Annotated in this window: 24 protein-coding genes; 10 read left to right on the top strand and 14 right to left on the bottom strand. The window is 69.3% G+C overall.

Annotation, left to right across the window (positions count from 1 at the left end; genetic code table 11):
- Positions 1 to 1,427: HAMP domain-containing protein (locus tag HOV77_RS20170; protein ID WP_290863993.1), on the bottom strand; the 1,427-nt coding region annotated here is incomplete at its 3' end.
- Positions 1,428 to 1,536: 109 nt separating this feature from the next.
- Between HOV77_RS20170 and HOV77_RS20165 the strand changes: the two genes are divergently transcribed.
- Both HOV77_RS20165 and HOV77_RS20160 read left to right on the top strand, forming a co-directional pair.
- Positions 1,537 to 3,102 carry a SpoIIE family protein phosphatase gene (locus tag HOV77_RS20165; RefSeq protein WP_290863992.1) on the top strand — a complete coding sequence of 522 codons (1,566 nt, stop codon included), beginning with the start codon at positions 1,537 to 1,539 and terminating at the stop codon, positions 3,100 to 3,102.
- A gap of 56 nt (positions 3,103 to 3,158) precedes the next feature.
- A complete protein-coding gene (locus tag HOV77_RS20160) occupies positions 3,159 to 3,467 on the top strand; it encodes an STAS domain-containing protein (protein ID WP_290863991.1) in 309 nt (102 codons plus the stop codon).
- Positions 3,468 to 3,689: 222 nt separating this feature from the next.
- Here the strand turns inward: HOV77_RS20160 and HOV77_RS20155 are convergent, their stop codons facing one another.
- The gene (locus tag HOV77_RS20155) at positions 3,690 to 4,352 is read right to left on the bottom strand and encodes a GNAT family N-acetyltransferase (protein WP_290863990.1); all 663 of its coding nucleotides are present in this window, start codon (positions 4,350 to 4,352) and stop codon (positions 3,690 to 3,692) included.
- A 55-nt stretch (positions 4,353 to 4,407) separates the two neighbouring features.
- Between HOV77_RS20155 and HOV77_RS20150 the strand changes: the two genes are divergently transcribed.
- Positions 4,408 to 4,794, top strand: coding sequence for a DUF4180 domain-containing protein (locus tag HOV77_RS20150; RefSeq protein WP_290863989.1), 387 nt, complete (start codon positions 4,408 to 4,410; stop codon positions 4,792 to 4,794).
- 54 nt (positions 4,795 to 4,848) lie between these two features.
- Positions 4,849 to 5,193 carry an NIPSNAP family protein gene (locus HOV77_RS20145; protein WP_290863988.1) on the top strand — a complete coding sequence of 115 codons (345 nt, stop codon included), beginning with the start codon at positions 4,849 to 4,851 and terminating at the stop codon, positions 5,191 to 5,193.
- Here the strand turns inward: HOV77_RS20145 and HOV77_RS20140 are convergent.
- From HOV77_RS20140 to HOV77_RS20120, 5 genes are all read right to left on the bottom strand, one after another.
- Entirely contained in the window at positions 5,165 to 6,073 is a 909-nt protein-coding gene (locus HOV77_RS20140; RefSeq protein ID WP_290863987.1) for an NAD-dependent protein deacetylase, read from the bottom strand. The genes HOV77_RS20145 and HOV77_RS20140 overlap by 29 nt on opposite strands.
- Before the next feature lie 62 nt (positions 6,074 to 6,135).
- Positions 6,136 to 7,689, bottom strand: coding sequence for a 4-coumarate--CoA ligase family protein (locus tag HOV77_RS20135; RefSeq protein ID WP_290863986.1), 1,554 nt, complete (start codon positions 7,687 to 7,689; stop codon positions 6,136 to 6,138).
- 100 nt (positions 7,690 to 7,789) lie between these two features.
- Positions 7,790 to 8,803 (bottom strand): chitinase, encoded by a 1,014-nt coding sequence (locus tag HOV77_RS20130; protein ID WP_290863985.1) that lies wholly within the window; start codon positions 8,801 to 8,803, stop codon positions 7,790 to 7,792.
- A 499-nt stretch (positions 8,804 to 9,302) separates the two neighbouring features.
- Entirely contained in the window at positions 9,303 to 10,205 is a 903-nt protein-coding gene (locus HOV77_RS20125) for an adenosine kinase (RefSeq protein WP_290863984.1), read from the bottom strand.
- A gap of 2 nt (positions 10,206 to 10,207) precedes the next feature.
- Positions 10,208 to 10,726: an N-acetyltransferase gene (locus HOV77_RS20120; RefSeq protein ID WP_290863983.1), complete on the bottom strand. Its 519-nt coding sequence runs from the start codon at positions 10,724 to 10,726 to the stop codon at positions 10,208 to 10,210.
- A gap of 89 nt (positions 10,727 to 10,815) precedes the next feature.
- Between HOV77_RS20120 and HOV77_RS20115 the strand changes: the two genes are divergently transcribed.
- Together HOV77_RS20115 and HOV77_RS20110 are read left to right on the top strand one after the other, a co-directional pair.
- On the top strand, positions 10,816 to 11,913 hold the full coding sequence (locus HOV77_RS20115; protein WP_290863982.1) for an alpha/beta hydrolase-fold protein: 1,098 nt from the start codon (positions 10,816 to 10,818) through the stop codon (positions 11,911 to 11,913).
- A 226-nt stretch (positions 11,914 to 12,139) separates the two neighbouring features.
- Entirely contained in the window at positions 12,140 to 12,595 is a 456-nt protein-coding gene (locus HOV77_RS20110) for a hypothetical protein (RefSeq protein WP_290863981.1), read from the top strand.
- Here HOV77_RS20110 and HOV77_RS20105 read toward each other — a convergent pair.
- The gene (locus HOV77_RS20105; protein ID WP_290863980.1) at positions 12,585 to 13,001 is read right to left on the bottom strand and encodes a RidA family protein; all 417 of its coding nucleotides are present in this window, start codon (positions 12,999 to 13,001) and stop codon (positions 12,585 to 12,587) included. The two genes, HOV77_RS20110 and HOV77_RS20105, sit on opposite strands and share 11 nt — an antisense overlap.
- Before the next feature lie 121 nt (positions 13,002 to 13,122).
- Positions 13,123 to 13,914 (bottom strand): NAD(P)-dependent oxidoreductase, encoded by a 792-nt coding sequence (locus HOV77_RS20100; RefSeq protein ID WP_290863979.1) that lies wholly within the window; start codon positions 13,912 to 13,914, stop codon positions 13,123 to 13,125.
- Between the two features lie 79 nt (positions 13,915 to 13,993).
- Here HOV77_RS20100 and HOV77_RS20095 point away from each other — a divergent pair, with 79 nt between their 5' ends.
- Positions 13,994 to 14,890, top strand: coding sequence for a LysR family transcriptional regulator (locus HOV77_RS20095; protein ID WP_290863978.1), 897 nt, complete (start codon positions 13,994 to 13,996; stop codon positions 14,888 to 14,890).
- Positions 14,891 to 15,072: 182 nt separating this feature from the next.
- On the opposite strand, the gene HOV77_RS20090 is transcribed toward HOV77_RS20095, so the two are convergent.
- Entirely contained in the window at positions 15,073 to 16,089 is a 1,017-nt protein-coding gene (locus tag HOV77_RS20090; RefSeq protein WP_290863977.1) for a hypothetical protein, read from the bottom strand.
- A 197-nt stretch (positions 16,090 to 16,286) separates the two neighbouring features.
- Entirely contained in the window at positions 16,287 to 16,442 is a 156-nt protein-coding gene (locus HOV77_RS20085; RefSeq protein WP_290863976.1) for a hypothetical protein, read from the bottom strand.
- A 219-nt stretch (positions 16,443 to 16,661) separates the two neighbouring features.
- Here HOV77_RS20085 and HOV77_RS20080 point away from each other — a divergent pair, with 219 nt between their 5' ends.
- The 3 genes from HOV77_RS20080 to HOV77_RS20070 all read left to right on the top strand — a co-directional run bounded on the left by HOV77_RS20080 (position 16,662) and on the right by HOV77_RS20070 (position 21,145).
- Positions 16,662 to 18,035, top strand: coding sequence for an FAD-dependent oxidoreductase (locus tag HOV77_RS20080; protein ID WP_290863975.1), 1,374 nt, complete (start codon positions 16,662 to 16,664; stop codon positions 18,033 to 18,035).
- A gap of 233 nt (positions 18,036 to 18,268) precedes the next feature.
- Positions 18,269 to 20,872 (top strand): alanine--tRNA ligase, encoded by a 2,604-nt coding sequence (alaS, locus tag HOV77_RS20075; RefSeq protein WP_290863974.1) that lies wholly within the window; start codon positions 18,269 to 18,271, stop codon positions 20,870 to 20,872.
- Between the two features lie 6 nt (positions 20,873 to 20,878).
- Positions 20,879 to 21,145: a hypothetical protein gene (locus HOV77_RS20070; RefSeq protein ID WP_290863973.1), complete on the top strand. Its 267-nt coding sequence runs from the start codon at positions 20,879 to 20,881 to the stop codon at positions 21,143 to 21,145.
- A gap of 2 nt (positions 21,146 to 21,147) precedes the next feature.
- Here the strand turns inward: HOV77_RS20070 and HOV77_RS20065 are convergent, their stop codons facing one another.
- The 3 genes from HOV77_RS20065 to HOV77_RS20055 all read right to left on the bottom strand — a co-directional run.
- Positions 21,148 to 22,104: a TIGR03557 family F420-dependent LLM class oxidoreductase gene (locus HOV77_RS20065; RefSeq protein WP_290863972.1), complete on the bottom strand. Its 957-nt coding sequence runs from the start codon at positions 22,102 to 22,104 to the stop codon at positions 21,148 to 21,150.
- A gap of 133 nt (positions 22,105 to 22,237) precedes the next feature.
- Positions 22,238 to 22,477, bottom strand: a complete 240-nt coding sequence (locus HOV77_RS20060) for a hypothetical protein (RefSeq protein ID WP_290863971.1) — start codon at positions 22,475 to 22,477, stop codon at positions 22,238 to 22,240.
- A gap of 17 nt (positions 22,478 to 22,494) precedes the next feature.
- Positions 22,495 to 23,466 (bottom strand): polymorphic toxin-type HINT domain-containing protein (locus HOV77_RS20055; protein WP_290863970.1); only part of this gene is annotated, 972 nt, incomplete at its 5' end.

Below are 23,466 nucleotides of genomic sequence, written 5' to 3'. Positions count from 1 at the left end.
GCCAGCTGGTTCACATTCTCCGTCAAGTCGCGCCAGGTACCGGAGACACCGCGTACCTGCGCCTGCCCGCCGAGCTTGCCCTCCGAACCCACCTCACGGGCAACCCGCGTCACCTCGTCGGCGAAACTCGACAGCTGATCCACCATCGTGTTCACGGTGTTCTTCAGCTCCAGGATCTCGCCCCGGGCGTCGACCGTGATCTTCTGCGACAGGTCACCCTGCGCCACCGCCGTGGTCACCTGCGCGATGTTTCGCACCTGAGCCGTCAAGTTCCCGGCCAGCTCGTTGACGTTCTCCGTCAGATCCCGCCAGGTACCGGAGACACCGCGTACCTGCGCCTGACCGCCGAGCTTGCCCTCCGAACCGACTTCGCGGGCAACCCGCGTCACCTCATCGGCGAAACTCGACAGCTGATCCACCATCGTGTTCACGGTGTTCTTCAGCTCCAGGATCTCGCCCTGGGCCACCACGGTGATCTTCTGCGACAGGTCGCCCTGCGCCACCGCCGTGGAAACCTGCGAGATGTTACGGACCTGCGCTGTCAGGTTCGACGCCATATTGTTCACGGCGTCGGTGAGGTCCTTCCAGGTACCGGCGACGTTCGGCACCTCCGCCTGACCGCCGAGGTTTCCTTCGGTGCCCACCTCACGGGCCACCCGGGTCACCTGCTCGGCGAAGACCCGCAGCGTGATGATCAGCGAGTTGATCGTGTCGGCCAGGTCGGCGACTTCGCCACCGGCGGCAATCGTGATCTTCTGCGACAAGTCGCCCTGGGCGATCGCCGTGGTCACCGACGAGATCGACCGCACCTGATTCGTCAGGTTCGACGCCATGAGGTTCACGTTGTCGGTGAGGTCGCGCCAGGTCCCCGAGACGCCCCGGACGTCCGCCTGGCCGCCCAGCTTGCCCTCGGTGCCCACTTCACGGGCCACCCGGGTCACCTCGGCCGCGAAGCTCGACAGCTGGCTCACCATCTTGTTCACCGTGCGGCCGATGGTCGCGAACTCGCCTCGCAGCGGGCGTCCGTCGATGTCCAGCGCCATGTTCTGCGAAAGGTCGCCCTCGGCGACGGCCACGATGACGCGCGCGATCTCGGCGGTCGGCCGGCCGAGGTCGTCGATCAGATTGTTGATCGCCGTGATGCCCTCGGCCCAGTCGCCCTCGAAGGTCTCTTCATCGAGTCGCTCGGTTACTCGTCCCTCGCGTCCGACAACGCGCGAAATGCGTAGAAGCTCCCTGTTTTGCCGAGTAAGCAGCCCGACGACGTCGTTGAAGGCGTCAGCGGCCTCCCCCGCCCGGCCGGGCATCCGGGGCAGCCGTACCTCGAAACTGCCCTGCTGCACGTCACGAAGGGCGGCGGCGAACTGCGCCCAGGCGGCCTCGTCGTCGAAACCAGCGACGATCGACGCCTCTTCCTGCACGGTCATGGCTTCGTCCCTCCGGATTCGATGCCTCAGCGTCAATTCTTCTGCATTCGGCGGGGCCGAGTCGAGCCCAACGCTGGCCGACGATGCCCATTCAGGCGACACTACAACCGTGGTAGGTGTGCAAACGCGGTCGGACGCGCTGCGATCGGTCGAAGAACTCCTCACGGTCCAGCGTCCGGAGGGGTCCGGCCGGAGCGCCCGCCACTTCGCCCACCAGCTCCTGCGAATCCTGTTACCCCAGCTCAGCACGCCCGGGGTGATCGTCGAGGTCGATCGGGCGGATGGACGAGGACCGGTCACGCTAGCGGCGGCCGGGCGACCGCCCGGCGAGCCGGCCGCTGCTTTACGCGTACCCCTGGAATTGACGCCACCTTGGACCGGCGACTTCCTGATCGCCGCCGACGAGCCGGCCGAGACGCGAACCCTGTGCCGCCTGGCCGCGCAGCGTCTGGGCATGGTGCTGGAGCACGATCGCCTGCGCGAGGCCGACCTGCGGCGGCGCGAGTGGCTGACCTATCTCGTCGAGGTCGGTGACCTGCTGGCGCACTCGATCGACACCGCGCTCACCGAGGCGTTGATCCCCCGGCTGATCGTGCCGCGGCTCGGTGACTGGTGCGCGCTGCTGACGATCCGCGGCGGCCGCCCGCAGGTCGCCTCGGTCGCGCACATCGAGGAGGCCGCGGCCTCGAACATGCTGTCGCCGCACCACGAGCTCGGCCGGCGGCTGACCTCGGACGAGCTGGTCGAGGCGGTCGAGAGCGGCACTACGGCGGCGCTCTCGGACCCGCCCGCGTGCCTGGTGGTGCCGTTGCTGGCGCACGGACGGCTCCTCGGCGCGCTGGCCGTGGGCCACGCGACCACGCCGGACGCCGAGACCGTGACGATCGCGGAGGAAGTCGCGCGCCGCGCCGCGACCGCGCTCGACAATGCGCACGTCCACGACGAGCGGAGCCAGATCGCGCGCGTCCTGCAGGAGGCCCTGCTGCCCGACGCCCTGCCCGACCTGCCCGGTGTCGACATCGGCGCCCGCTACCTGCCCACCGGGCATTATGCCGAGGTCGGCGGCGACATGTACGACGTCATCCCGCTGCCCGGCGGCGGCTGCCTCGCGGTGGTCTGCGACGTTGCGGGCAAGGGCATCCAGGCCGCCAGCGCCACGGGCATCGTCCGCGAGGTGCTGCGCGCGCTCATCGCCGACGGCAAGCCGGTCGGCGAGGCGCTCGCGGGCCTCAACACCACCATGCACTCACGCTCCGACCGCCACTGCACGCTCGCACTCGCCGAGATCGCCCCGGCCGGGGACGCGCACGGCGATCGGGCCGTCACGGTCTATCTCGCCGGCCATGACCAGCCCATTCTGGTACGCGCAAACGGTGCGGTCGCGCCCGCGGGCAAATGGGGCACCGCCCTGGGTGTGGTGGCGCGCGTCCACTGTCCCCCCGAACGGCTGACCCTTCATCCCGGCGACGCGCTCGTCTTCTTCACCGACGGCGTGACCGAACGCCGCAATGGCCGGGAATTCTTCGGACTGCACCGTATGCTGGACGCCGCCGCGCAGCTCGCCGGCAATCCGGCCGACGTCATCGCCGACGGATTGGCAACGATGGCGCTCAATTTCTCGGCCGAACCGGTACGCGACGACATCACGGTCGTAGCGATCCGCAACGACGGCTGACACACTCTCAAGTGTCAGCAAGGAATTCGGGTGGCCAATGATCGGGAGGTGCGTGGTTGGCGACGCACACCGCGCGGGTGGTGGGCGACAACTGTATCGTCACCCTCACCGGGGAGATCGACATGTCGAACTCCAGCGAAGTCGAATCGTGGCTGAACGACGCGATCGAGCACAACGGCTGCAGTCGGCTCGAAGTCGATCTCGGTCCGCTGGAGTTCCTCGACTCTTTCGGCATACGCGCGTTGCTGCGCGGACGGGAGCGCGCTGACGCCGCCGGGGTGGCCTATCGGCTGACGAACCCGAACGCGCTGGTCGAACGGATTCTTCGGACGCTAGGCCTCTACGACCACCTCACCACCTGGTAGCTCGCCGTTTCCGCCCCTTTCCGCGCGGACCTCGCCCCTTTCCGCGCGGACCTCGCCCCTTTCCGCGCGGACCTCGCCCCTTTCCGCGCGGACCTCGCCCCTTTCCGCGCGATCATGAACTAATCGGGGTGATCGATCGCGTTTCCGCAGGTCGCCGATCCGGGTTCCGGGTGATCGACTCCCCAGCCGGGTGATCGACTCCGCCCGCGAGCGCCCCCCGCGTCAGCCGAAGACGCCGATGATCTTCCAGCCTTCGTCGGGGAACCCGGCCCGGAGCGCCGTCCGGTCGGAGGCGACGTTCGCCGGGTCGTGCAGATAGATGGGAACGGCCCCGGCAGCCAGAATCCAACGCGCCGCCTGCGCGACGAGACGCGCGGCCAACCCCCGACCCCGGTACGCCTCCTCAGTGCCGACCGAGATCTCCATGCCGGCCGCGTTGTGCCGCTTGATCCCGACGCCGGCGGCGTACGTGCCGTCCTCGGCGAACGCGATCAAGGCGTCGCCACCGAACGGATGCAGCCATGCAGGCACCCGAGCGTCGGTGATCGGCACCCATTCACCGGCGTCGGGCAGGTCGGCCGGCTCGGTGGACCAGCGGAACACCCCCGCGAAGACGCGAGCGGCGGGCCGCCCGAGCGCCGCCGGGAGGCGGCCGTCCACTTCGGCCCAATCGCGTACGCCGGAGCGCACCGCGTCGGCCAGCTCGGGCGGCACTGACAACACCCCGCCGTCCGGCGTACGCACGCCGACCACCTCGCGAACGGACCCGTCCCAGCTCGGCTGCGTACGCAGCGAACTGCCGACGACCGTCAGACCGGGCGTACCGGGCCAACCGCCCAGCCACTCAGTGAGGAACTTCTCCAGCCCACCCGTGCCGTTCATCATCACCTCACCGATATTCCCCGATCGCGCCCGCCGTAGTGCCTTCGGATCCAGTTTCGTGATCACCGACCTGTACGGCGTACCAACTATGATCGTTTCGCCGGAGGGGCCGCCCTTCACCGGGGAGGCCGATGTGACCGACCTCATCGGCGACGCCTTCGGCACGGGCGCTGAACTGGTCGTTCTTCCCGCGGACCGGCTTCCCGCGGAGTTCTTCTCGCTACGGACCGGGATTGCGGGCGCCATCGCGCAGAAGTTCGTGAACTACCACATCCGGCTCGCGGTCGTGGGCGACATCTCCGAGCACGTCGAGGGCAGCACAGCGCTGCGAGACTTCGTCTTCGAGACCAACCGGGGCCGTCAGCTCTGGTTCCTGCCGAGCCTGGCCGAGCTGGAAGCCCGGCTCGCCGGGGCGCGAGCCGGCAATCCCAGCGATGATCGTTAGCCCGTCGCGACGGACGCCCCCGAGCGCAGCTCCCACCGCGAGTAGGCTTCCGCCATGCCCGTGCTGGAGATCCGCACCTACCGCCTCAAGCCCGGTACGCGCGACGAATTCGTCCGCGTGATGCGGGAAGACTCGATGCCGTTGCTCGCTGCGGCCGGCATTCGCGTACTCGACTCTGGACCGTCACTTGTGGACGAAGACGGCTTCGAGGAGGCATACCTGGTGCGGGTGTTCGACTCGATCGAGCATCGGGACGCCCAGGAGGAGGCCTTCTACGGGTCGGCCGCCTGGCGTGAGGGGCCCCGCGAGGCCATCGTCTCCCGGATCGAGACCTATCACACGATCGTCGTCGACGTGCCCGAGGCCGTCGTCACGAACTGGACGCCGTCAAGCCGCTGACTCGCTGCGCGAGCGCGGGCAAGACCGTGCCGAGCGGTGCGTCCACCCGGAGATCGGCGTACGCGTCGCCGCGGGTCTCGCCCTGGTTGACGATCGCCACCGGGATCCCGAGCTTGGCGGCTCGCAGCACGAACCGGCGGCCGGACATGACCGTCAGCGACGATCCCAGCACCAGCAGCAGGCGGGCGGCTTCGACGAGCGCATAACTTTCGCGTACGCGGTCGACGGGAACGGCTTCGCCGAAGAACACGACGTCGGGCTTCAGCACGCCGCCGAGACACGTGGTGCAGTCCACCGTCTCGAAGCCGTCGAGGGCCGAGTCGTCCAGCTCGACATCGCCGTCCGGGTTCACGGCGAGGATCTCGGCGTCGAACCCGGGGTTCGCGCCGCGCAGCCGATCGTCGTGCCGGTCGCGCGACGTGCCCTCGCCGCAGGCCAGGCACACGATCCGGTCCAGGTTGCCGTGCAGCTCCACCACGGCCGACGCGCCGCCCGCCTGGTGGAGACCGTCCACATTCTGGGTGATGATTCCATCGAGTACGCCGACAGCCTCCAGCGCCGCGACCGCCCGATGCCCGGCGTTCGGCTCCGCCCGGGCGATCCGTCGCCACCCGAGGTGGCTGCGTGCCCAGTAGCGGCGACGGGCCAGCGGATCGCCGACGAACGTCTGATACGTCATCGGCGTATGCCGCCGGGCCACCCCACTCGGCCCACGATAGTCCGGTATGCCCGATTCAGTGGACAGGCCGGCCCCGCTGAGCACGGCGACTCCGCCCTGCCCGGCGAGACGGGCGAGGGCGTCCAACTGCGCGTCGATCACGCATCCATGCTGCCTCGGCGTACGCCGAACCGCACCCCCGTGATCGGCGATGTCGATCATGCCGCCGCGGAGTCGATCAGGGCGCTCCAGACATGACACGCCGGCCGATCACGCCCGATAGTTCATGATCGCGCAGAAAACGTGGCGCGGAGGTCTTTGCGCAGGATCTTGCCCGACGCGCTCTTCGGGATGGCGTCCACGAAGGTGACGGCCCGGACCTTCTTGTAGGGTGCGACCCGCTCAGCCACGTAGGCCATCACTTCCGACGAGGTCAGGTCGGGAACGGAGGCGACGACGAAGGCGTGGGGGATCTCCTCCCCGTCGGCGTCGTGCCCGGCGATGACCGCCGCGTCCGCGATCGAGGGGTGGTTGAGCAGCACCGCCTCCAGTTCGGCGGGCGGAACCTGGTACCCCTTGTACTTGATCAGCTCCTTGACCCGGTCGAGAATGAACCAGTCGCCGTCGGCGTCGACCATGCCGAGGTCACCGGTATGCAGCCAGCCGTCAGCGTCGACGGTCGCAGCGGTCTCGTCGGGGCGGCCGAGGTAGCCCAGCATCACCTGCGGACCTCGGATCAGCAGCTCACCGCTCTCCCCCTCGCCGAGGTCCGCACCGGTCGCGACGTCGACCACGCGCGCCTCCGTGTTCGGCAGCAGTGGCCCGATCGAGCCGGCCTTGTTCCGCTCGGATCCGTAGGGCTGCGCGTGGGTCACCGGAGAGAGCTCGGTCATGCCGTAGCCCTGCTGGACGGCGCAGCCGAGCCGGGCGGCGCAGGCGGCGGCGAGGTCGCCGTCGAGCGGGGCCGCGCCGGAGAACACGACCTCCAGGGCGGACAGGTCGTAGTCGGCGACGCTCGGGTGCTTGGCCAGCGCGAGGACGACCGGCGGCGCGACCATCGCCCGGGTCACCTTGTGCTCGGCCAGCGCGCTGAGGAACTCGGTGAGGTCGAAGCGCGGCAGGATCACCAGCGCGCCACCGCGGGCCAGCACCATGTTCATCAGCACGGTGAGGCCGTAGATGTGGAAAAACGGCAGGATCGCGATCACCCGGTCGGTGGCCGAGTAGCTGATCGGCACCTGCGCCTGCTCGACGTTGGCCACGATGTTTCGGTGGGTGAGCATGACGCCCTTGGCCACGCCGGTCGTGCCACTGGAGTACGGCAGGGCGGCGACCGCCGTGGCGGGATCGATGTCCACCACCGGCGCCGGGGCCTCGGAGGCGAGCAGGTCGCGAATCGACCGATAGCCCTCGGCCTCGTCGCAGACGAACACCGTCACGTCCGTCTGGGCCGCCGACACCCGGTCCAGGAACGGCGACACGGTCACGAGGAAGCGCGCCTTCGAGTCGTTCACCTGCGACGCCAGGTCCGCCGGGGTGGCGAGGGCGTTCACGGTGGTCACGGTCGCGCCGGCGGCCAGCGCCGCGTGGAACACGACCGGGTACAGCAAGGTGTTCGGGCTGAAGATCGCCAGCACGTCCCCAGGTCGCAGGCCCGCTTCGGCCAGTCCGGCCGCCAGCCTCTCCACTTGGTACGCCAATTGAGCGTACGAGATGGTTTGTCCGGTCCGACCGTCGATGAGAGCCGGAGCATCCCCGCGAGCGGCCGCCCCGCCGAGCACGTGCTGCGGGATGGTGGCGTCCGGGACGACGACGTCGGGGAACGGGCTGCGGAACATCGGACCTCCACGGGAAGTGACGTGCGCCACAGAATAGCCCGTCCCCCCGAGCCACCGCCGGAGAGCCCTCGGGCGAGCCGCCAGAAGTGCAGTCAGTAGATCAACCGGTGAACGGGCTGAGCAGGTGGGTGAAATCCCAGGTGTTCTGGACGATGCCCGAGCAGGTGTTGGAGTCGGTCACGCCGGGACAGGCGCCGTTGTCCCGCTGGATCGCCCACATGGACAGCTCGCTGATCCCGTCGGCCCGCGCGAAGTCGAGCATCCGCTGGGCGTCCGGCAGGTAGGTGATCTCCGTCTTCTTCGGGTAGTCGTCGATGCCCGGCAGCAAGGTCAGGCCGACCATCGCCCACAGCTGAACCGAGGTCTTGGCCGGGTACAGCGTGTGCAGCTGGTCGTAGAGCCCCTGGGCGGCGGTCAGCGCGGCCGCGCCCATGTCGGTGGTGACCTTGTCGTAGTAGTCGAAGACCATCAGGTTCACGATGTCGACGCGTACGCCGTTGGCGATGGCGTTCTGCAGGATCGCGAGCCCGGACGCCTCCAATCCGTCGGCCGAAGTCGGCACGGTGTAGACGATGTCGACCCGGCGTCCGGTGGCCGCCGCCCAGTCCTGGAGCAGCTTGATCGCCTTGTTCCGGCGGTCGATGCCGTCGGGCTTGGTCAGCGACCGGCCTTCGATGTCCATGTCGAGGCGCGTCACGCCGAGCCGGGTGACGACGTCCTCGTACGCCGCCGCGATGGCGGCCGGATCCTGGCACGAGTCGCCGATCTCGGTGCCGCCCTGGTCGGCACTCCAGCCGCCGAACGAGGGCACGACGTCGCCGCCCATCGCGCGCAGCGCCGCGATGTCGTCCACATAGGCGTTGGAGGCGACCGTACGCGCCCTCTCACCGTTCCAGGCGAGTGTGCACGATGTCTTGGACAGCGTCTGCAGGAAGGCCAGGGTGAAGTAGCGGGCACCGGACTGCTGAGCGATGCCGGTGATCGTGTCGGGTTCCCACGTTTCGAAGTAGGGCGCGAAGACGTGCGTAGGCAGCGGGGTGGGCGCGGCCGCGGCCGGGCTCGGGAGGGCGAGCACGGCCAGCGCGGCCGCGGCCGCGAGGAGACGTCGGGCCATCGGGGATCGCCTTTCAGACGGACTTGCCCGGAGAGCAGATTGTTAAAAAGCTTTACTATCCACTCGCGACAGGTCAAGCTGGCCGATCGGCGACCCCTCTGTCGCGGCAGTGACACTGGTGCGCCCGTGACCCTAGGCGCACCGCGTTGATCATGGAGTTTCCAGCCACGACACCCTGACTACACTCCTGGCGGCTCGCGCAACCGCTCCCCGGCGCGAAGCCACGGTTGGAGCCTGTCGGCAAGGGTTCGGGGCGTGCGCCAAGATCGTGTGCTCGTGGTCTGCGGAAGGCTGCGGCTTTCGGGTGGGCGCTGTCCGTAATCGCACCGACGAGGGTGGAGGCCGAGGTTCGCCGTTGCCGAATTGTCCGAGTTCCATGATCAGCGGAAGATTCGCGGTGCCATGACCCCACATTTTCTCCGTTGATCTTCGCCAAGAACGCCGGAAGCCGACGATCATGGCAGCGCGGGCAAGGCCAACGGGTGGCGGCGCGGAGGCGTCAGGATGCCAGGAGGGTGGCGGCGGTGACGAACTCCATGCGCGCACTCGGGACGGTGCAGGCGAACGCGCCCGCCACCGCGCCGTACCGCAGGCAGGTGTCCCAATCCGATCCGTTCAGCAGCCCGAACAAGAACCCCGTGACGAAGGCGTCGCCGGCTCCGTTCGAGTCCACCACCGGAGCCGGCGGAACCAGGGCGGGCTGATGGCGTACCCGTGAAGAATCACGCGTGAGCAGGAACGCGCCCGCGGACCCGGCGGTCGCGATCACCGCGCGGGCCCGGCCTCGCGCGAGCAGATCGCGTTGTGCGGCCTCGGGATCGGCGAGCGCCGTGGCCGAGAGGAAGATGATGTCCGCGTGCTCGGCGAAGCCCAGGTGATAGGGGTTCTCGCCGTCCCAGTTGTGCAGATCGGTGGAGATCGTCACTCCACTGTCGACGATCGTCGGCAGGGCGAGCGCGCCCGGATGCGTGATCGAGACGTGCACGTGGCGGCTCGCTCCGGCCAGCTTCGCGATCAGATCTTCGGGGAAGCGGTCGTCGGCGTCGCCGCGGCTGACGTCGTAGAGCGACAGGCGGCGACCCTCGGGATCGACCAGGTTCACCGCACGCTTGGTGCCGGCCGGACTCGGCACGGTCGTGAGCCCGACGCCGTGGCGTTCGTGCAGCTCACGCACCAGATCACCCTCGCGGTCGTCGCCCAGCACATCGAGATGATGCGTACGCAGACCGAGCGCGGCGAGCCCGAGCGAAACGAGGTCACCCGTCTGCCCGGCGCGGGACTGGATGGCCGGAACCATATAGCTGTCGGCGTACGGGAGGGGCAGTTCGGGCACGTAGACGATGGTGTCGACGCCTGCACCGCCCAGCACGAGCACGTCGTGGTCGGTCACGCCGTCGGTCATTCTCACAGTCCTTCGAACGGGGTGGCATACCGGAACACACCGGACGTCGGAACGTACGCCGTGAGCGGCCGGACCTGGAAGTAGTCGGCCCAGTCAGGCTCGGGCGGGGTGATCTCGAACTCGGTCGACGGCCGGAAGCCGAACCGGCCGTAGAAGGCGGGCGAGCCGAGCAGCGCGACGAGGGGTTCGTCGAGCGCGTCGGCCGCTCCGAGCACGGCGTTCATGAGCGCCTGGCCGATTCCCTGGCCCTGCCGGTCCGGGCGTACGCCGATCGGCCCGAGCCCCAGCGCCGGAGCGTCGCCCACGTAGCCTCGGGTGCAGACGACGTGCCCGACGACCTCACCTCGGGAGTCCCCGGCGGAGACGGCGACGAGGGAGAACCGCGGTAGCCAGCCGACATCGGCCCGGAGCTCGTCGAGGAGTCTCGCCTCGATCGGGTCTTCACCGTCCCGGGTGAACGCCTGCGCGATCACCGCGCGTACGGCGGCCTGGTCATCGGGCAGTTCGCGGCGCACGATCATGGAACCATCATGCCGGTCCCGTCCGGAGTAATGTCGCCCGCACCCGTTACGCTCATCGGACTATACCGCTGTATCGATGGGGGGCTGACGTGCTGATCACCCGCGACGGCGACTTCTGCCGGGTCGACTTCCACTGGACCGAGGACGATCCCGGGCATCCCGCCCAGGACGTGCTGGTCCGCCTCATCGGCGCGACCGACTACGCGTACGACGACGGGGATCTGGCGGCGTACCTGATGGACCGGGGCGAGGACGGCGTGTGGCGGCTCAGCCTGCGGCTACCGGCCGGGCTCCGCTCGTCCTACCAGCTCTGCCCGGTCCGCGACGCGCCCCTGCGCGGCGCGCATCCCGACGACGAGCGCTGGGCGGCCATCGTGACCGGCGGCCGGCCCGATCCCGGCCTCGGCACCGGCATCGGGCCCTCGACCTGGCCCAACTACGGCTCGGCGTCCGTCCTCAGCCTGCCGGACGCACCGGAGCAGCCGTGGCTGGAGCCACGCGGCTCGGCATCGGGCAAGGTCACCCGGCATACGCTCGGCGACTCGACGTTCTGGGTCTATCAGCCGGCTTCGACGGCCGACGAGTACGCCCTGGCGTTGTTGTTCGACGGCAAAGTCTGGGACGGCATCGGCGTCACCACCTTGTTCGACAACCTCATCGCCGAACAAGCCATCCCGCCGACGCTCTTCGTCGGCATCGACTCGATCCACGGCCTGCCCCGCAATCAGGCGCTCACCCGGCCCGGCGTCCTGGTGCCGTTCCTGCTGGACGAGCTGCTGCCGTTCGTCCACAGCGGATGGTCGGTCACCTCGGACCCGGCTCGGACCGTGCTCGCCGGGCAGAGCTTGGGCGGGCTGGCGGCCGCCCGCATCGCGTTCGACCATCCGGATCGGTTCGGCCGCGTCCTGACCCAGTCCGGGTCTTTCTGGCGAGCTGCGGAGACCCCGGAGGAGATCGACTCACCCAGCCTGCTCGACGACTTCGCCGGGGCTGTCCGCGTACCGGTGCGGGTTTTCCAGGAGGCGGGCAGCCTCGAACGCACGCTCTTGCTGCGCAACCGCATCTTCCACGGCGTCCTGCTCGACCGCGGCTACCCGGTCACCTACCGCGAGTACGAGGGTGGTCACGACTACGCGTGCTGGCGCGGCGGCCTCGCCGACGGGCTCGTCGATCTGCTCGGCTCCTGATGTCGTACGCACACAGCAGCGGTCGGATCCCGCGGAGTGACAGCGGGGCAACCCGTTCCCGGGAAGTCCTCTACGATCCGCGGCCATGACGATGCCGCCGCCGCAGCCGGATCCCCCGGGGCCGCCGACCGGATGGACGCCGCCCGGTCAGCCTGGCTATCCGCCACCGCCTTTCCCTGGGGCACAGCCTTATCCGGGCGCGCTGCCTTTTCCGGGACCGGCGCCAGTGCCCCCGGTCGCACCGCGCAAGCGCCGCACCGGGCTGATCGTCACGATCGTCGCGGTGGTACTCGTCCTGTGCTGCGGCGTGACCGGAGGTGGCGGGTGGTGGCTGTACTCCAGCTACCAAGCGGGCGCGGACGACCGGGAGATGAAGGACAGCGCCGTCGGCGTCTACGGCTACAAGTACGACGAGCACAAGGCGATCCTGTCGCTCGGCGGCCAGGGCACTGTGACCATCGAGTACTTCGACGGCTCGGCGAAGCAGACCACGACGTCGCAGCTGCCGTGGCAGAAGACCGTGACCGTCGCCAAGGACGACTTCCTCGTCTGGGTCCGTTCGACGGCCGACTCGGCCGGCAGCCCGCAGCGGTGCACGATAGAGATCGACGGCAGCCGCAGCACTGCAATGGGGCCGGACAGTAGTCAGCGAGTCGCCTGCGCCGTGTCGTTCAACTCCTGACTACTGCGGTGATCTCGACCTCCAGCACGGCACCGGGCAGGAAGAGGCGGCTGACCTCGACCGTGGTGCTTGCGGGCGGCGTCTGACCGGGCTGGACCGGGAAGAGCTTGCTGCGCACCGCCCCGTACGCCGGGAGGTCGTCCAAGTTCGTCATGAAGGTCCGGATGTGCAGGACGTCGGCGAAGCCCGCACCGTGGGCGGCGAGGATGCCCTCGACGATCTCGAAGATGCGCTCGGATTGGGCTCCGGCGTCGCCCGGGGCGACCACCGCGCCGTCGTCGTCGACGGCCACCTGACCGGCGAGGACCAGCAGCGCTCCGCCGCCGACGTCGATCCGGGCGACGTGGGCGAAGCGGTCGCCGAACGGGGCGGCGACCGTGGCCGGGTTGTCCAACGTGAGTTCCACTATACTCCTCTTTCTCGCTGCTTTTTCCTGCAGATCACGGTTACGCACGCCATCCGGGGCCGCTGAGGCCTGCGTATCCGTGATCCGTCGAGTCCTCCGGCCGTCTTCTGGGGTCTTCGGCTCAGACGATGGTGGTGACGTCGGCGTCTTGGTCGGGCATTTCGCCCAGTAGTTCCAGTGCCGCCGCTGCGATCGGCGTACCGGGGGCGTCCCGGCGAGCCAGCCGGAGGTCCTTCGCCGCCAACGAGACGGCGAAGTTCCCGCCGCGCGTGCGAAGTCGTTGCACCGCATTGCCCAGCGGACCGCCGGCCAGCACGTCGAGCGCCACATCGCGGTCGACGCCGACCGAATCGGCCACGGTGAGGCTGTCGTGCAGCGCAGCCAGCGCGGTCACCATCGCGGTGTTGTTGACGAGCTTGACCGCAGATCCCGTCCCGACCGGGCCGGTCGGGCGTACGGTGCCGAGCGGTCGCAGGACCGGCTCGGCTGCGGCGATCGTCGCCTCCGGGCCGCCCGCGAAGATGACGAGCGTGCCGGCCTCGACCGCGTTCACACTGCCGCCGACCGGAGCGTCGAGGAGCTCGACGCCCGCCGGGAGGCGGCCCGCGATCTCGCGTATCTCGTCGGGGCCGACTGTAGAGGTCTGCACGACGATCACGCCCGGCCGCAGACTCGGGGCCGCCGCGTCCAGCGCCGCCCGCACGGCCGTCGCGTCGGTCAGCATCGTGACGACGAATTCGGCCCCGTCGACCGCCTCGGCCGGCGTCGCGGCGATCTCCGCCCCGGCCGCTTCCAGCGGTTTGGCCCGTTCAGGGCTTCGGTTCCACACCCGGACGCGGTGACCCGCCTCGATCAGTCGGCGCGCCATCGGCGTACCCATCCGGCCGGTGCCCAGCACTGCGATCTCGCTCATGACCATGACGCTAGGTCGGACCAAGCCATGCCACCAACGAATCTCTGGAATAGCACCCATGCGCAGCTAGCATGGATCGGTGGAGACTCAGTTGCTCGAGGTATTCCGGACCGTGGCCCGCCTCGGCTCGATCACGGCGGCGGCCCGATCTCTGCAGTACACCCAGTCCGCGGTGTCCCGGCAGATCGCTGCGCTGGAGACCGAGCTCGGCGTACGCGTCTTCGACCGGCTTCCCCGGGGAGTGGACCTCACAGCGGAGGGCCGAGAACTACTCCCGTACGCAGACGCCGTGCTCGACCGCCTCGACGCCGCCCGTCGCAGCCTGGACGATCTCCGCGGGCTCGGCAGCGGACGGCTCCGCGTGGGCGCCTTCCCCACCGCAGTCGCCGCCCTCGTGCCCCGGGCCTTGGCGAGCTTTCGGGCGGCGTACCCGGACGTGCATCTGTCGCTTGTGGAAGGACGGACCCCGGCCCTGCTGGATCGGCTCGCGGACGGTGCCGCGGACGTGGCCGTCGTCAGCACGTCGCCGGTCGACCAGTTCGACGCCGACCGCTTCGACCTGCATCATCTGCTCGACGAGCGGCTGCTCGTGGCGGTCCCCCGCGATCATCGGCTCGCGCGCCGCCGCACCGTACGCCTCGCCGAACTGGCCGAGGACGCCTTCGTCGCGGGCTCCGCAACCGCTGAGGAGACGTTGCTCCGGGCGAGCCTGCCGAGCGGCTTCGAACCCCGGATCGACCTCGTCGCGGCCGAGTGGACCGGCAAGTTCGGCTGCGTCGCCGCCGGTCTCGGCGTCGCGCTCGTGCCGGCCTTGGCGGCACGGGGCATCCCGGCTGACATCACGCTGCTTCGCTTGGACAAAAAGGACGAATCTGTTCGGCGGATTTACGCTGCGACCCTTGCCGGGCGTACGCAGCCACCCGCGGTGGTTCGCTTCCTTGAGCATCTTGACGGGGTTGCTGCAACGTTTCGCTGACGCTCTCGCTCCCATTGGCTGCGGCTTTGCACGGTGCGGGGGTGGAAGAGCGCACCGAAGAGGGTGGAGTGGGGCTGCGTGCGTTTGGGATTTGTCGGATTTCCATGATCAGCGGAGAAAATGTGGGGCTATGGCACCGCGAATCTTCCGCTGATCATGGCAACCGGGCAAACCGCGCAGCGTCAGTACTCGGACAAATGCACGTGATTAGTATGCTCAGCGGCCGGACTGCCGCTGCCGCTGTAAGTCCGCCACCCCGAGCTGGGCAGCCAGATCTTGCGGAACCAGATCACGTAGAGAACGCCGAGGCGGTCCGCATTCTTGACGAAGAACGCGGCGAGATTGTTCCCATATGTCTTGTCGGCCCCCGAGGCCACCCCACCGAATCCGCTCTTGGCGGCGGCGAAGTCGCAGGCCCGGCCCTTGGGATGCTCACCGTGGTCGTCGACCCGGTAGCAGGAGACATAGTGGGTGAACCCGGCCGCTTTCGCCTGCTGCAAGGCATGCAGCGTACGCGGAGTGATGCACCCGCTGGTGGTGGGATCGTCGACCGAACACGACTCCTTCGGCCAGGAGCCGTCGGCGTTGCGCGGCGCCGGTTTCGCCGTCTTGACCAGGCCGGTCGGGCCGCTGGTGGAAGATCCGTAACCTGCGGCGGTCAACGCGTCCTCGGCCTGCTTCTTGCGCGCCGCCATGATGGCGACCTGCTTCTTCTGCTGGTCGATCTCCTCGGCCAGCGACTCCTTCGCCGCCGTCACCCGATCGCGGGACCGAACCATGTCGCGCAGAGTGCCGTCATCGCTGGCCGTGACGGTGTTCAGCGTGAAGATCCGCTCGACGAAGTCGTCCGGCGATTCCGCGCCGAGCAGCGCCGACACGGTGCCGAGCCGCCCCGCCCGGTACGCCGCGGACGCCATTTCGCGTACCTGGGCGACCTTCACGGTGTGGTCGGCTTCGAGCTTCGTGAGTTCGGCGGTCAACTGCGTCTGCCGTTGCGTCGACCGGTCGAGCGCGGTCTTCGCGTCGAGGTAGCCGCGGCTGGCCTCGTCGAGCGCCTGACGCAGTTTCGCGGGCGCGCCCTCGGAGTCGTTCGGTTCGGCGTACGCCGCCGTCGAGCCGACGGCGAAGACCGCCGAGCACATCACGGCGAGTAGCGCCAGCATCCATGATCGTCGTCGAGCCGGGGTCGTCAGCAACATCTGGGGGATGGTCCTTCCGTCCTCCGCCAGCCGACTCCCTGGGGGCCGTTCCTCCTGGGCAGGACGCATCGCGCCCCTTCGACGGCGGCGGCCACCGCCGACACCGCAAGGTGTCGCCGGACGGCGGCCGTGACCGAGAGTACCGGTCAACCGCCGATGACTCCACCCGAGAACGTCAGCTCACTGCGGTGTGAACGTCAGCTCACCAATCCGTTGAAGAAGTCGCCGACGCCGTTGGCCATGTCCAGCAGGACCTGGCCGATGCTCTTCACCAGGTTTGCGGCGGCCGACGGACGGTACGCGACGAAGAAGATCACGAAAGCGATCGCGATCCAGGTCAGGTACTTCTTCACGAAACCCGGCCTCCCCTCGATGGCAGAACGCGATCGACCAATGTCACCGCGTCACTACCCACTATGACTCAGTCGAAAGATCTTCGCACCCGCCCGATGAGTCTGCATCGTCGGATCGGTCTAACCAAGCAGAAAAGCCGGAGCGGTGGTGTCGAGTATCCGCCATTGACTTCGACCCCGATACGCCAGACGACAAACGAAATGCCATAGGAGCACGAAATGAACCGGATCGCCACGATCGCCCGACAGTCCACTCTCGACGGCCTCAGCCGGGCTGACCGCACTTCTGGCGGCTCGCCCGAGAGGCTCCCCGGCTTGAGCGGCGCAGTGCACCTACCCGGCACCGAGGCGTACGAGGAACTCCGCAAGCCGCTACGGGCCGATCTGGACCCGCGCCCGGCCGTCGTGGTGGAGGCGGCCACCGCGGCCGACATCCGGGCCACGTTGCTGGCTGCGCGGCGGGCCGGCGTACCACTCGCGGTGCAAGCCACCGGCCACGGCACCCACGTCGCCGCCGACGACGCGGTCCTGCTCAGGACCACGAACATGACGTCTGTGCTGGTAGACCCGGCGCGGCGGATCGCCCGGGTCGGTCCGGGCGCTCGCTGGGGCCAGGTGCTCGCGGCCGCCGCGCCGTTCGGTCTCGCACCGCTTTCCGGCAGCTCACCCACCGTCGGGGTCACCGGCTACACGCTGGGCGGCGGCGTCGGCTGGCTCGCGCGCAAGCACGGCTTCGCCGCCGACAGTGTGGTACGCGCACAGGTGCTGACGGCCGACGGCAGGTTGCTGACGACCGGACCGGATCAGTACCCCGACCTGTTCTGGGCCCTCCGTGGCGGTGGCGGCGGCTTCGGAATCGTGACGTCGCTGGAGTTCCAGCTCTACCCAGTCGATCAGGTCACCGCCGGATTCCTCTATGTACCCCTTTCGGGGGAAGCCGTCGCCGCGTACGAGACATGGACGGCGACGCTGCCCGACGACATGAGCACCGCGTTGGTCGTACGCCGGATGCCGGCCACGGATGACGTCCCGGCGAACCTCCGCGATCGCAGCGTGATCATGCTCAAGGTGCTGCACTCCGGCGACACCGGGCAGACCCGGGCTCTCCTGGCGCCGATGCTCGCGGCGGCCGGCCCCGTCCTGCACGACGAGCTGGGCGTACTGCCCTATGCCCAGGCGGCGATGGGTGGCACCGCCGCCCGTCACCTCGACTTCTTCCCGGCGCTGCCGACCGGTGCTATCACGGAGCTGCTCGCTGACCACGCCGCGACCGGGTCCACCGTCGAGATCCGGCACTGGGGCGGCGCGATGGCCCAACCCGGCCCGGGCGCCGGTCCGGCCGGCCACCGCGCTGCGCCGTTCTCTGTGATCCTCGACACGCCGCAGCCCGACACGGCTTCCCGGCTCTCCGCGTACGGGACGGGGGCCACCTTCCTCAACTTCCTCGCCGACACCGGGCGTACGCCGACCGCCTTCGACCCCGAGAACCTGCGGCGGCTGCGCGACGTGAAGCGCTTCTACGACCCGGACGACTTCTTCGCCCTTGGCCACACCGTCACCGCTCCGCCGCGCCACCACCGCCTCGCCGCCTGAGTTAGACTGACCGCATGTACGCGGTGGAGCAGCGAGCTAGCTGCGCCGAGCGGGAGTCCGGGGACCTCGTCCTCGCCTGATCTTCCGGCCCGGCTCGGCGAGACCTGCCTGCTCGTTTTTCTTTCCTCCACCGCATCCACCTCGCAGACGGCTGCTTACCTGCGGCATCGGCGAGGACCCGGCGACGGGTTCTGTGAGCGTGACCGCGGCCTCACCCGACAAGGGGCCAGATCATGCTTTCCACCGACATCCGCCGTACTTTCCTCGACTACTTCGCGCAGCGGGATCACCCGGAGCTCCCCTCGGCGTCGCTGATCCCCGAGGACTCCAAGCTGCTGCTCGTCAACGCGGGCATGGTTCCGTTCGCGCCGTACTTCCTGGGGCGCAGACAGCCGCCGCATCCGCGTCTCATGACGTTGCAGAAGTGTGTGCGTACGGTCGACATCGAGAACGTCGGCAAGACCACCCGGCATGCGACCAGTTTCGAGATGCTCGGCAACTTCTCGTTCGGGGACTACTTCAAGGATGAAGTCGTCCCGTGGGCGTACGAGCTGCTCACCGAGGGCTATGGGCTCGATCGGGAGCGGCTGTGGGTGACCGTGCTCGACGGCGACGACGAGACCGTCGAGCTGTGGCGTCGCCTCGGTTTCCCGGACGAGCGCATCCAGCCGCTCGGCGTCGAGGACAACTACTGGTCGATGGGCCTGCCCGGACCTGGCGGGCCGAGTTCGGAGATCTTCTACGACCGCGGCGAGCAGTTCGGTCCCGGTGGCGGGCCCGCGGTCAACAAGGAGCGGTTCCTCGAGCTGTGGAACCTGGTCTTCATCCACCAGCTGCGCGGCGACAGCGACACCGACATCCGCGGCGAACTGCCCGCGCGCAACATCGATACAGGGCTCGGCGTCGACCGGCTCGCGCTCGTCCTGCAGGAGCGTGCGCACATCTGCGAGACCGATCTGCTGTCGCCCACGCTGCGGCGGCTTCAGGAGATCACCAGCGAGGACTACTCGATCGCGCCGACGCGATCTCAGACGTCCTATCGCATCGTCAGCGACCATCTGCGTGCGGGCGCGTTCCTGATCGCCGACGGGGTGCTGCCCGGCAACGAAGGCCGCGGCTACGTGGTGCGCCGGCTTCTTCGACGAGTTGTACGCCACGGGCGTCTCCTGGGTATCGACGGTCCGTTCCTGGGCGACCTGGTCGGCACGGTGCTCGAGAACCTCGGTGGGCAGTGGCCCGAGCTGATCACCCGGCGTCCGGTGATCGAGCAGGTCGTGAGCCGGGAGGAGGAGGCGTTCGACCGCACCGTCCGGCAGGGCAGCCGGCTGCTCGACGTGGCGATCCTGTCGGCGAAGCCGGGCGGGGTGCTGCCCGGGTCGACCGCGTTCGAACTGCATGACACGTACGGGTTCCCGGTGGACCTGACCGCGGAGATCGCGGAGGATGCGGGGCTGTCGCTGGACCGCGACGAGTTCGGGCTGCTCATGCAGGCGCAGCGACGGCGGGCGCGGGAGGCGCAGGCGTCCGGCTCCTCGGGGACCGAGGCCTACCGGGAACTGCTGGGCAAGATCGGTCCGACCGAGTTCTTCGGCTACGACCGCCTGTCCGGCGAAGTACGCGTCGTCGGGCTGGTCGGCGGTGACGGAACCGTGGCGACGGAGGGCGGCCGCGTGGAGGTCATCCTCGACCGCAGCCCGTTCTACGCGGAGGCGGGCGGCCAGGTCGGCGACTCCGGCGTTGTGCGTACGCGGGACGGCGGGGTGATCCGGGTCGACTCGACGAAGTCCATCGGGGACGGTCTGTATGTCCACTCCGGACAAGTAGTCTCCGGCGTCGTCAGCCTCGACGACGAGGTCTTCGCGGAAGTCGACGGCGTACGCCGAGCGGCGACCGCGCGGGCGCACAGCGCGACCCATGTGCTGCACGCGACCCTGCGTGAGCACCTGGGCGAGCATGCGCAGCAGCACGGCTCGCTCGTGGAACCGGGCCGGCTCCGGTTCGACTTCACCCATTTCGACGCGGTCGGCGCGGATCGGCTGGCGGAGATCGAGGAGCAGGTCAACGAACGGCTGCTCAGCAATCCCGAGGTACGCGTCTGGCACGCGACCCGGGCGGAGGCGGAGCGGGCGGGAGCGACCGCGTTGTTCGGCGAGAAATACGGCGACACCGTACGCATCGTCGACATCGGAGACTTCTCGCGCGAGCTGTGCGGCGGTACGCACGTCGGCTACGGCAGCCAGGCGGGCCCCGTCCGGCTGCTCGGTGAGGAATCCGTCGGCGCGGGGCTGCGCCGCGTCTCGGCGCTCGTCGGGATGGACGCGCTACGCCACGCGGACCGCGAACGCCGGGTGCTCGGCGAGGTGACCCGGCTGCTCGGTTCGCCGACCGACACCGTGGTGCAGCAGTTGACGGTCAGGCTCGGGGCGCTCTCCGACGCGGAGAAACGGCTTTCGGCGTATCGCCGCCGCGAGCTGGACCTGCTCGGCGGCGAACTGGCGACGTGGGGTGAGCCCTGCGGTCTGGGGCGGGTCGTGGTGCGGAAGGTGACGGGCGTGACGGGCGACGAGCTGCGCGGCCTGGCGGCCGACGTGCTGCGGCGGTTGCCCGAGCCGGGCGTGGTCGTGCTGGGCCTGAGCGACGGCGGCCGCGCGCAGCTGGTCGCGGCGGTGAGCAACGGTGAGGCGGTCGATCTGCTCCGCGACGCGGGCCGGGAAGTCGGTGGCGGCGCGGGCGGCACCGGACCGGTGGCGAACGCGGGCGGCCGGCGCGTCGAGGGCCTGGACCGGGCGCTGGAGCTGGCGCGGACCGCATGCCACCGGGTTCTCGGGGGTAATTGATCGCGCATGACCGGATATGAGCGCGAATATCAACCGCGCAGCGGCGACGGCTCCATCGCCGCCGAGGACGACGCCCTGCTACGGGAGCCGCAAGACGAGGGGATCGACGATCCTGACGTCGAGCAGTTGCGGGGCTACAACCCGAATCCGGAGACCCTCGAGGAGGATCTCCCCGAGGCCGAGCGGACCGCCGACAACGACTGGGCCGAGGGCGGCCGGACGCCACACCCGAGCGACCCGGCCGAGGGCCCGGACGAACCCGGCTACCGGTGATGTCAGCGGAGCGCGGGCAGCAGCTCGCGCTCCGCCATCTCCAGGAAGGCGCCCTGGCTTTCGCCGCCGACCTGGACGACGGCGACGTGCGTGTAGCCGGCGTCGAAGTACTTGCGGACCGCTTCGGCGTGCTTACCGACGTCGGGACCGCAGGTGACCTCTTGTGCGACCTGCTCGACGGTGGCCGACTTCGTGGCCGACGCGAACGAACGCGGGCCGGGCAGTTCGGCATTGACCGGCCAGCCGAGCCCGGACCAGCGGAATTGTTCGTACGCGATCTTCTGGCAGGCGTCGGAGTCCGGCCCCCAGCAGATCGGCACCTGGCCGTACTTCGGCTTGCCGGGGCCGGCCGCGCTGTCGAAGGCGGTCAGCAGCTCCGGCTTCGGCTCGGTGGCGATGAGTAGATCGGCGTACTGGGCGGCCAGTTCGATCGAGTCGGGCCCGGAGACCGCCACTCCGATCGGCACCCCCTGATCCGGCACGTCCCACAGTTGTGCTTCGGGAACCTCGAAGTACGTTCCCGAATAGTGCAGTACGCCGCCCGACAGCAGCGCGTGGATGATCTCCAGCGCCTCCTCGAACATGGCGTGCCGTTCGATGACGTGCGGCCACGCTCCGACGACATGCTCGTTGAGGTTCTCCCCCGCACCGAGCCCGAGGATGAACCGGCCCTCCGACAGGAGCGAGACGGTCGCCGCCTTCTGCGCCACCACTGCGGGGTGGTAGCGGCGGATCGGGCAGGTCACGTAGGACATCAGGCCCATCCGGTCGGTGGCGTACGCTACCGCGCCCAGAACCGCCCAGGCGTACGGCGAATGGCCCTGCTCGGACAGCCAAGGGTAGTAGTGGTCGGAGCAGACGGCGTAGTCGAAACCGGCCCGCTCGGCGGCCACCGCGTCGTCGACGAGCTGGCGGGGCGGGCTCTGCTCGCCCATCAAGGTGTATCCGATCTCCGGCATACTGGGCCTCATACCCAGCTTTTAGGCGCTGGATCAGGGATCTGTGTCGAATCTTGGCCGTACTCCTGGCGGCTCGCCCAAGAGGCTCCCCGGCGTGCTTCGACACAGAACCGTGATCCAGCGCCAAGCCGCGTCAGATTCCGGTTCCGCCGCCGTAGTCGCTGCCGTAGCCGCCGTGCTGCGCCGACTGATCGACGCCGCCTTGGCCCTGGCCGCGGATCGTCCCCTTACCGCGTTTGCTCCGTTCCTTGGCCAGTCCTTTGAGCGCGGCCTGGGCATCGGTCGCCTGGGCCGCCCGGCGGCGGACGGCGTACGCCGCCCAGCCCGCCAGCGCGACGGCCACGGCCGCGCCGGCGATGAGGAGCCACGTCATGGCATCGAGCGTAAGACTCATGACCCTCCATTGCGACGGTTGTTCCACCACCGCTTCCCGCGTTCGAAGACGGCCACCACGACGACCACGCCGCCGAGGATGGGATCGTGCCCGGCCTTGATGTCCTTCACGATCGCGTCGGAGCCGCGGGCGACCGAGGAGCGTACCTCGCTCTGGTGCTGCCGCTCGTCGGCCAGCGTGATGCGGATGTCCTGGCGCTCCGGCGCACCGTGGTCGAGCCCGTCCCAGCCGTCCTCGTCCGGTCCCCGGTTGGGCCGGCAGGTGCAGTCGGCGGGGTTCCGGCCGGGCAGGGCGCCCGCGCCGTGGACGGGGCAAGAGCCGTTGTTGTTGTGGACGAGGACCGGTGCGGCGCCGGCGAGGACGTAGTAGGTGTGGACTTCGGCGACCGTGAGGTCGCGCATGTCGGCGAGGCCGGTCCAGGTCTTGACGGCGACGACGATCTGGGTGGTACGCCCGGCGACGTCCCGGAGGCGGTCGCCCGGTTTCAGGGCGGACGCGTCGACCCAGTCCTTCGCGGCGACGCTCCAGAACGGGTGGTGCTGCGTTGTGTGCACTGTGGACGCCTTGCCGGTCTTCGTGTCGCGTACGGTCACGTCGGCCAGGTCGGAGTCGGTGTTCTTGTGCAGCAACGTCACCACACGAGCGGTGTTCTCGCCCGTCGCCGGGTCGGTGGCGAGCACCTTGTCCCCGACCTTGACGTCCTTGATCGCCTTCGTCGACCCGTCGGCCATCACCACCAGGGTGCCCGGCTGGAAGCTGTGGCAGGCGCTCCCCGCCCGGCCGCCGACCGAGCCGGTCACCGCCCCGATGCCACCGGAGACCGCGACGCCGGTCCAGTTCACCCGGCCGGTCGTCGCCAGCTGAGACGCCGTGTCGCTGACCGCTCCACCGGCGAACCCGGCGATCATGCGCCCGCCGACCTTCGCCGCGAAGCCGCCCATCGCTCCGGCCACCTTGCCCGCGACCAG

It is taken from the genome of Hamadaea sp. (assembly GCF_013362815.1).
GTDB lineage: Bacteria > Actinomycetota > Actinomycetes > Mycobacteriales > Micromonosporaceae > Hamadaea.
The sequence above is the reverse complement of the archived record's forward strand: the minus strand, read 5'-3'. Positions and strand labels throughout refer to the sequence as shown.

Excerpts from the sequence above, each read along its gene's own strand:
- HOV77_RS20080 (WP_290863975.1), top strand. The coding sequence starts at position 16,662 with ATGAACCGGATCGCCACGATCGCCCGACAGTCCACTCTCGACGGCCTC.
- HOV77_RS20120 (WP_290863983.1), bottom strand. The coding sequence starts at position 10,726 with ATGATCGTGCGCCGCGAACTGCCCGATGACCAGGCCGCCGTACGCGCG.
- HOV77_RS20090 (WP_290863977.1), bottom strand. The coding sequence starts at position 16,089 with ATGTTGCTGACGACCCCGGCTCGACGACGATCATGGATGCTGGCGCTA.
- HOV77_RS20100 (WP_290863979.1), bottom strand. The coding sequence starts at position 13,914 with ATGAGCGAGATCGCAGTGCTGGGCACCGGCCGGATGGGTACGCCGATG.
- HOV77_RS20130 (WP_290863985.1), bottom strand. The coding sequence starts at position 8,803 with ATGGCCCGACGTCTCCTCGCGGCCGCGGCCGCGCTGGCCGTGCTCGCC.
- HOV77_RS20135 (WP_290863986.1), bottom strand. The coding sequence starts at position 7,689 with ATGTTCCGCAGCCCGTTCCCCGACGTCGTCGTCCCGGACGCCACCATC.
- HOV77_RS20065 (WP_290863972.1), bottom strand. The coding sequence starts at position 22,104 with ATGCCGGAGATCGGATACACCTTGATGGGCGAGCAGAGCCCGCCCCGC.
- HOV77_RS20140 (WP_290863987.1), bottom strand. The coding sequence starts at position 6,073 with ATGATCGACATCGCCGATCACGGGGGTGCGGTTCGGCGTACGCCGAGG.
- HOV77_RS20060 (WP_290863971.1), bottom strand. The coding sequence starts at position 22,477 with ATGACGTGGCTCCTCATCGCCGGCGCGGCCGTGGCCGTCGCGCTGGCG.
- alaS (WP_290863974.1), top strand. The coding sequence starts at position 18,269 with ATGCTTTCCACCGACATCCGCCGTACTTTCCTCGACTACTTCGCGCAG.
- HOV77_RS20145 (WP_290863988.1), top strand. The coding sequence starts at position 4,849 with ATGCCCGTGCTGGAGATCCGCACCTACCGCCTCAAGCCCGGTACGCGC.
- HOV77_RS20155 (WP_290863990.1), bottom strand. The coding sequence starts at position 4,352 with ATGATGAACGGCACGGGTGGGCTGGAGAAGTTCCTCACTGAGTGGCTG.
- HOV77_RS20125 (WP_290863984.1), bottom strand. The coding sequence starts at position 10,205 with ATGACCGACGGCGTGACCGACCACGACGTGCTCGTGCTGGGCGGTGCA.
- HOV77_RS20070 (WP_290863973.1), top strand. The coding sequence starts at position 20,879 with ATGACCGGATATGAGCGCGAATATCAACCGCGCAGCGGCGACGGCTCC.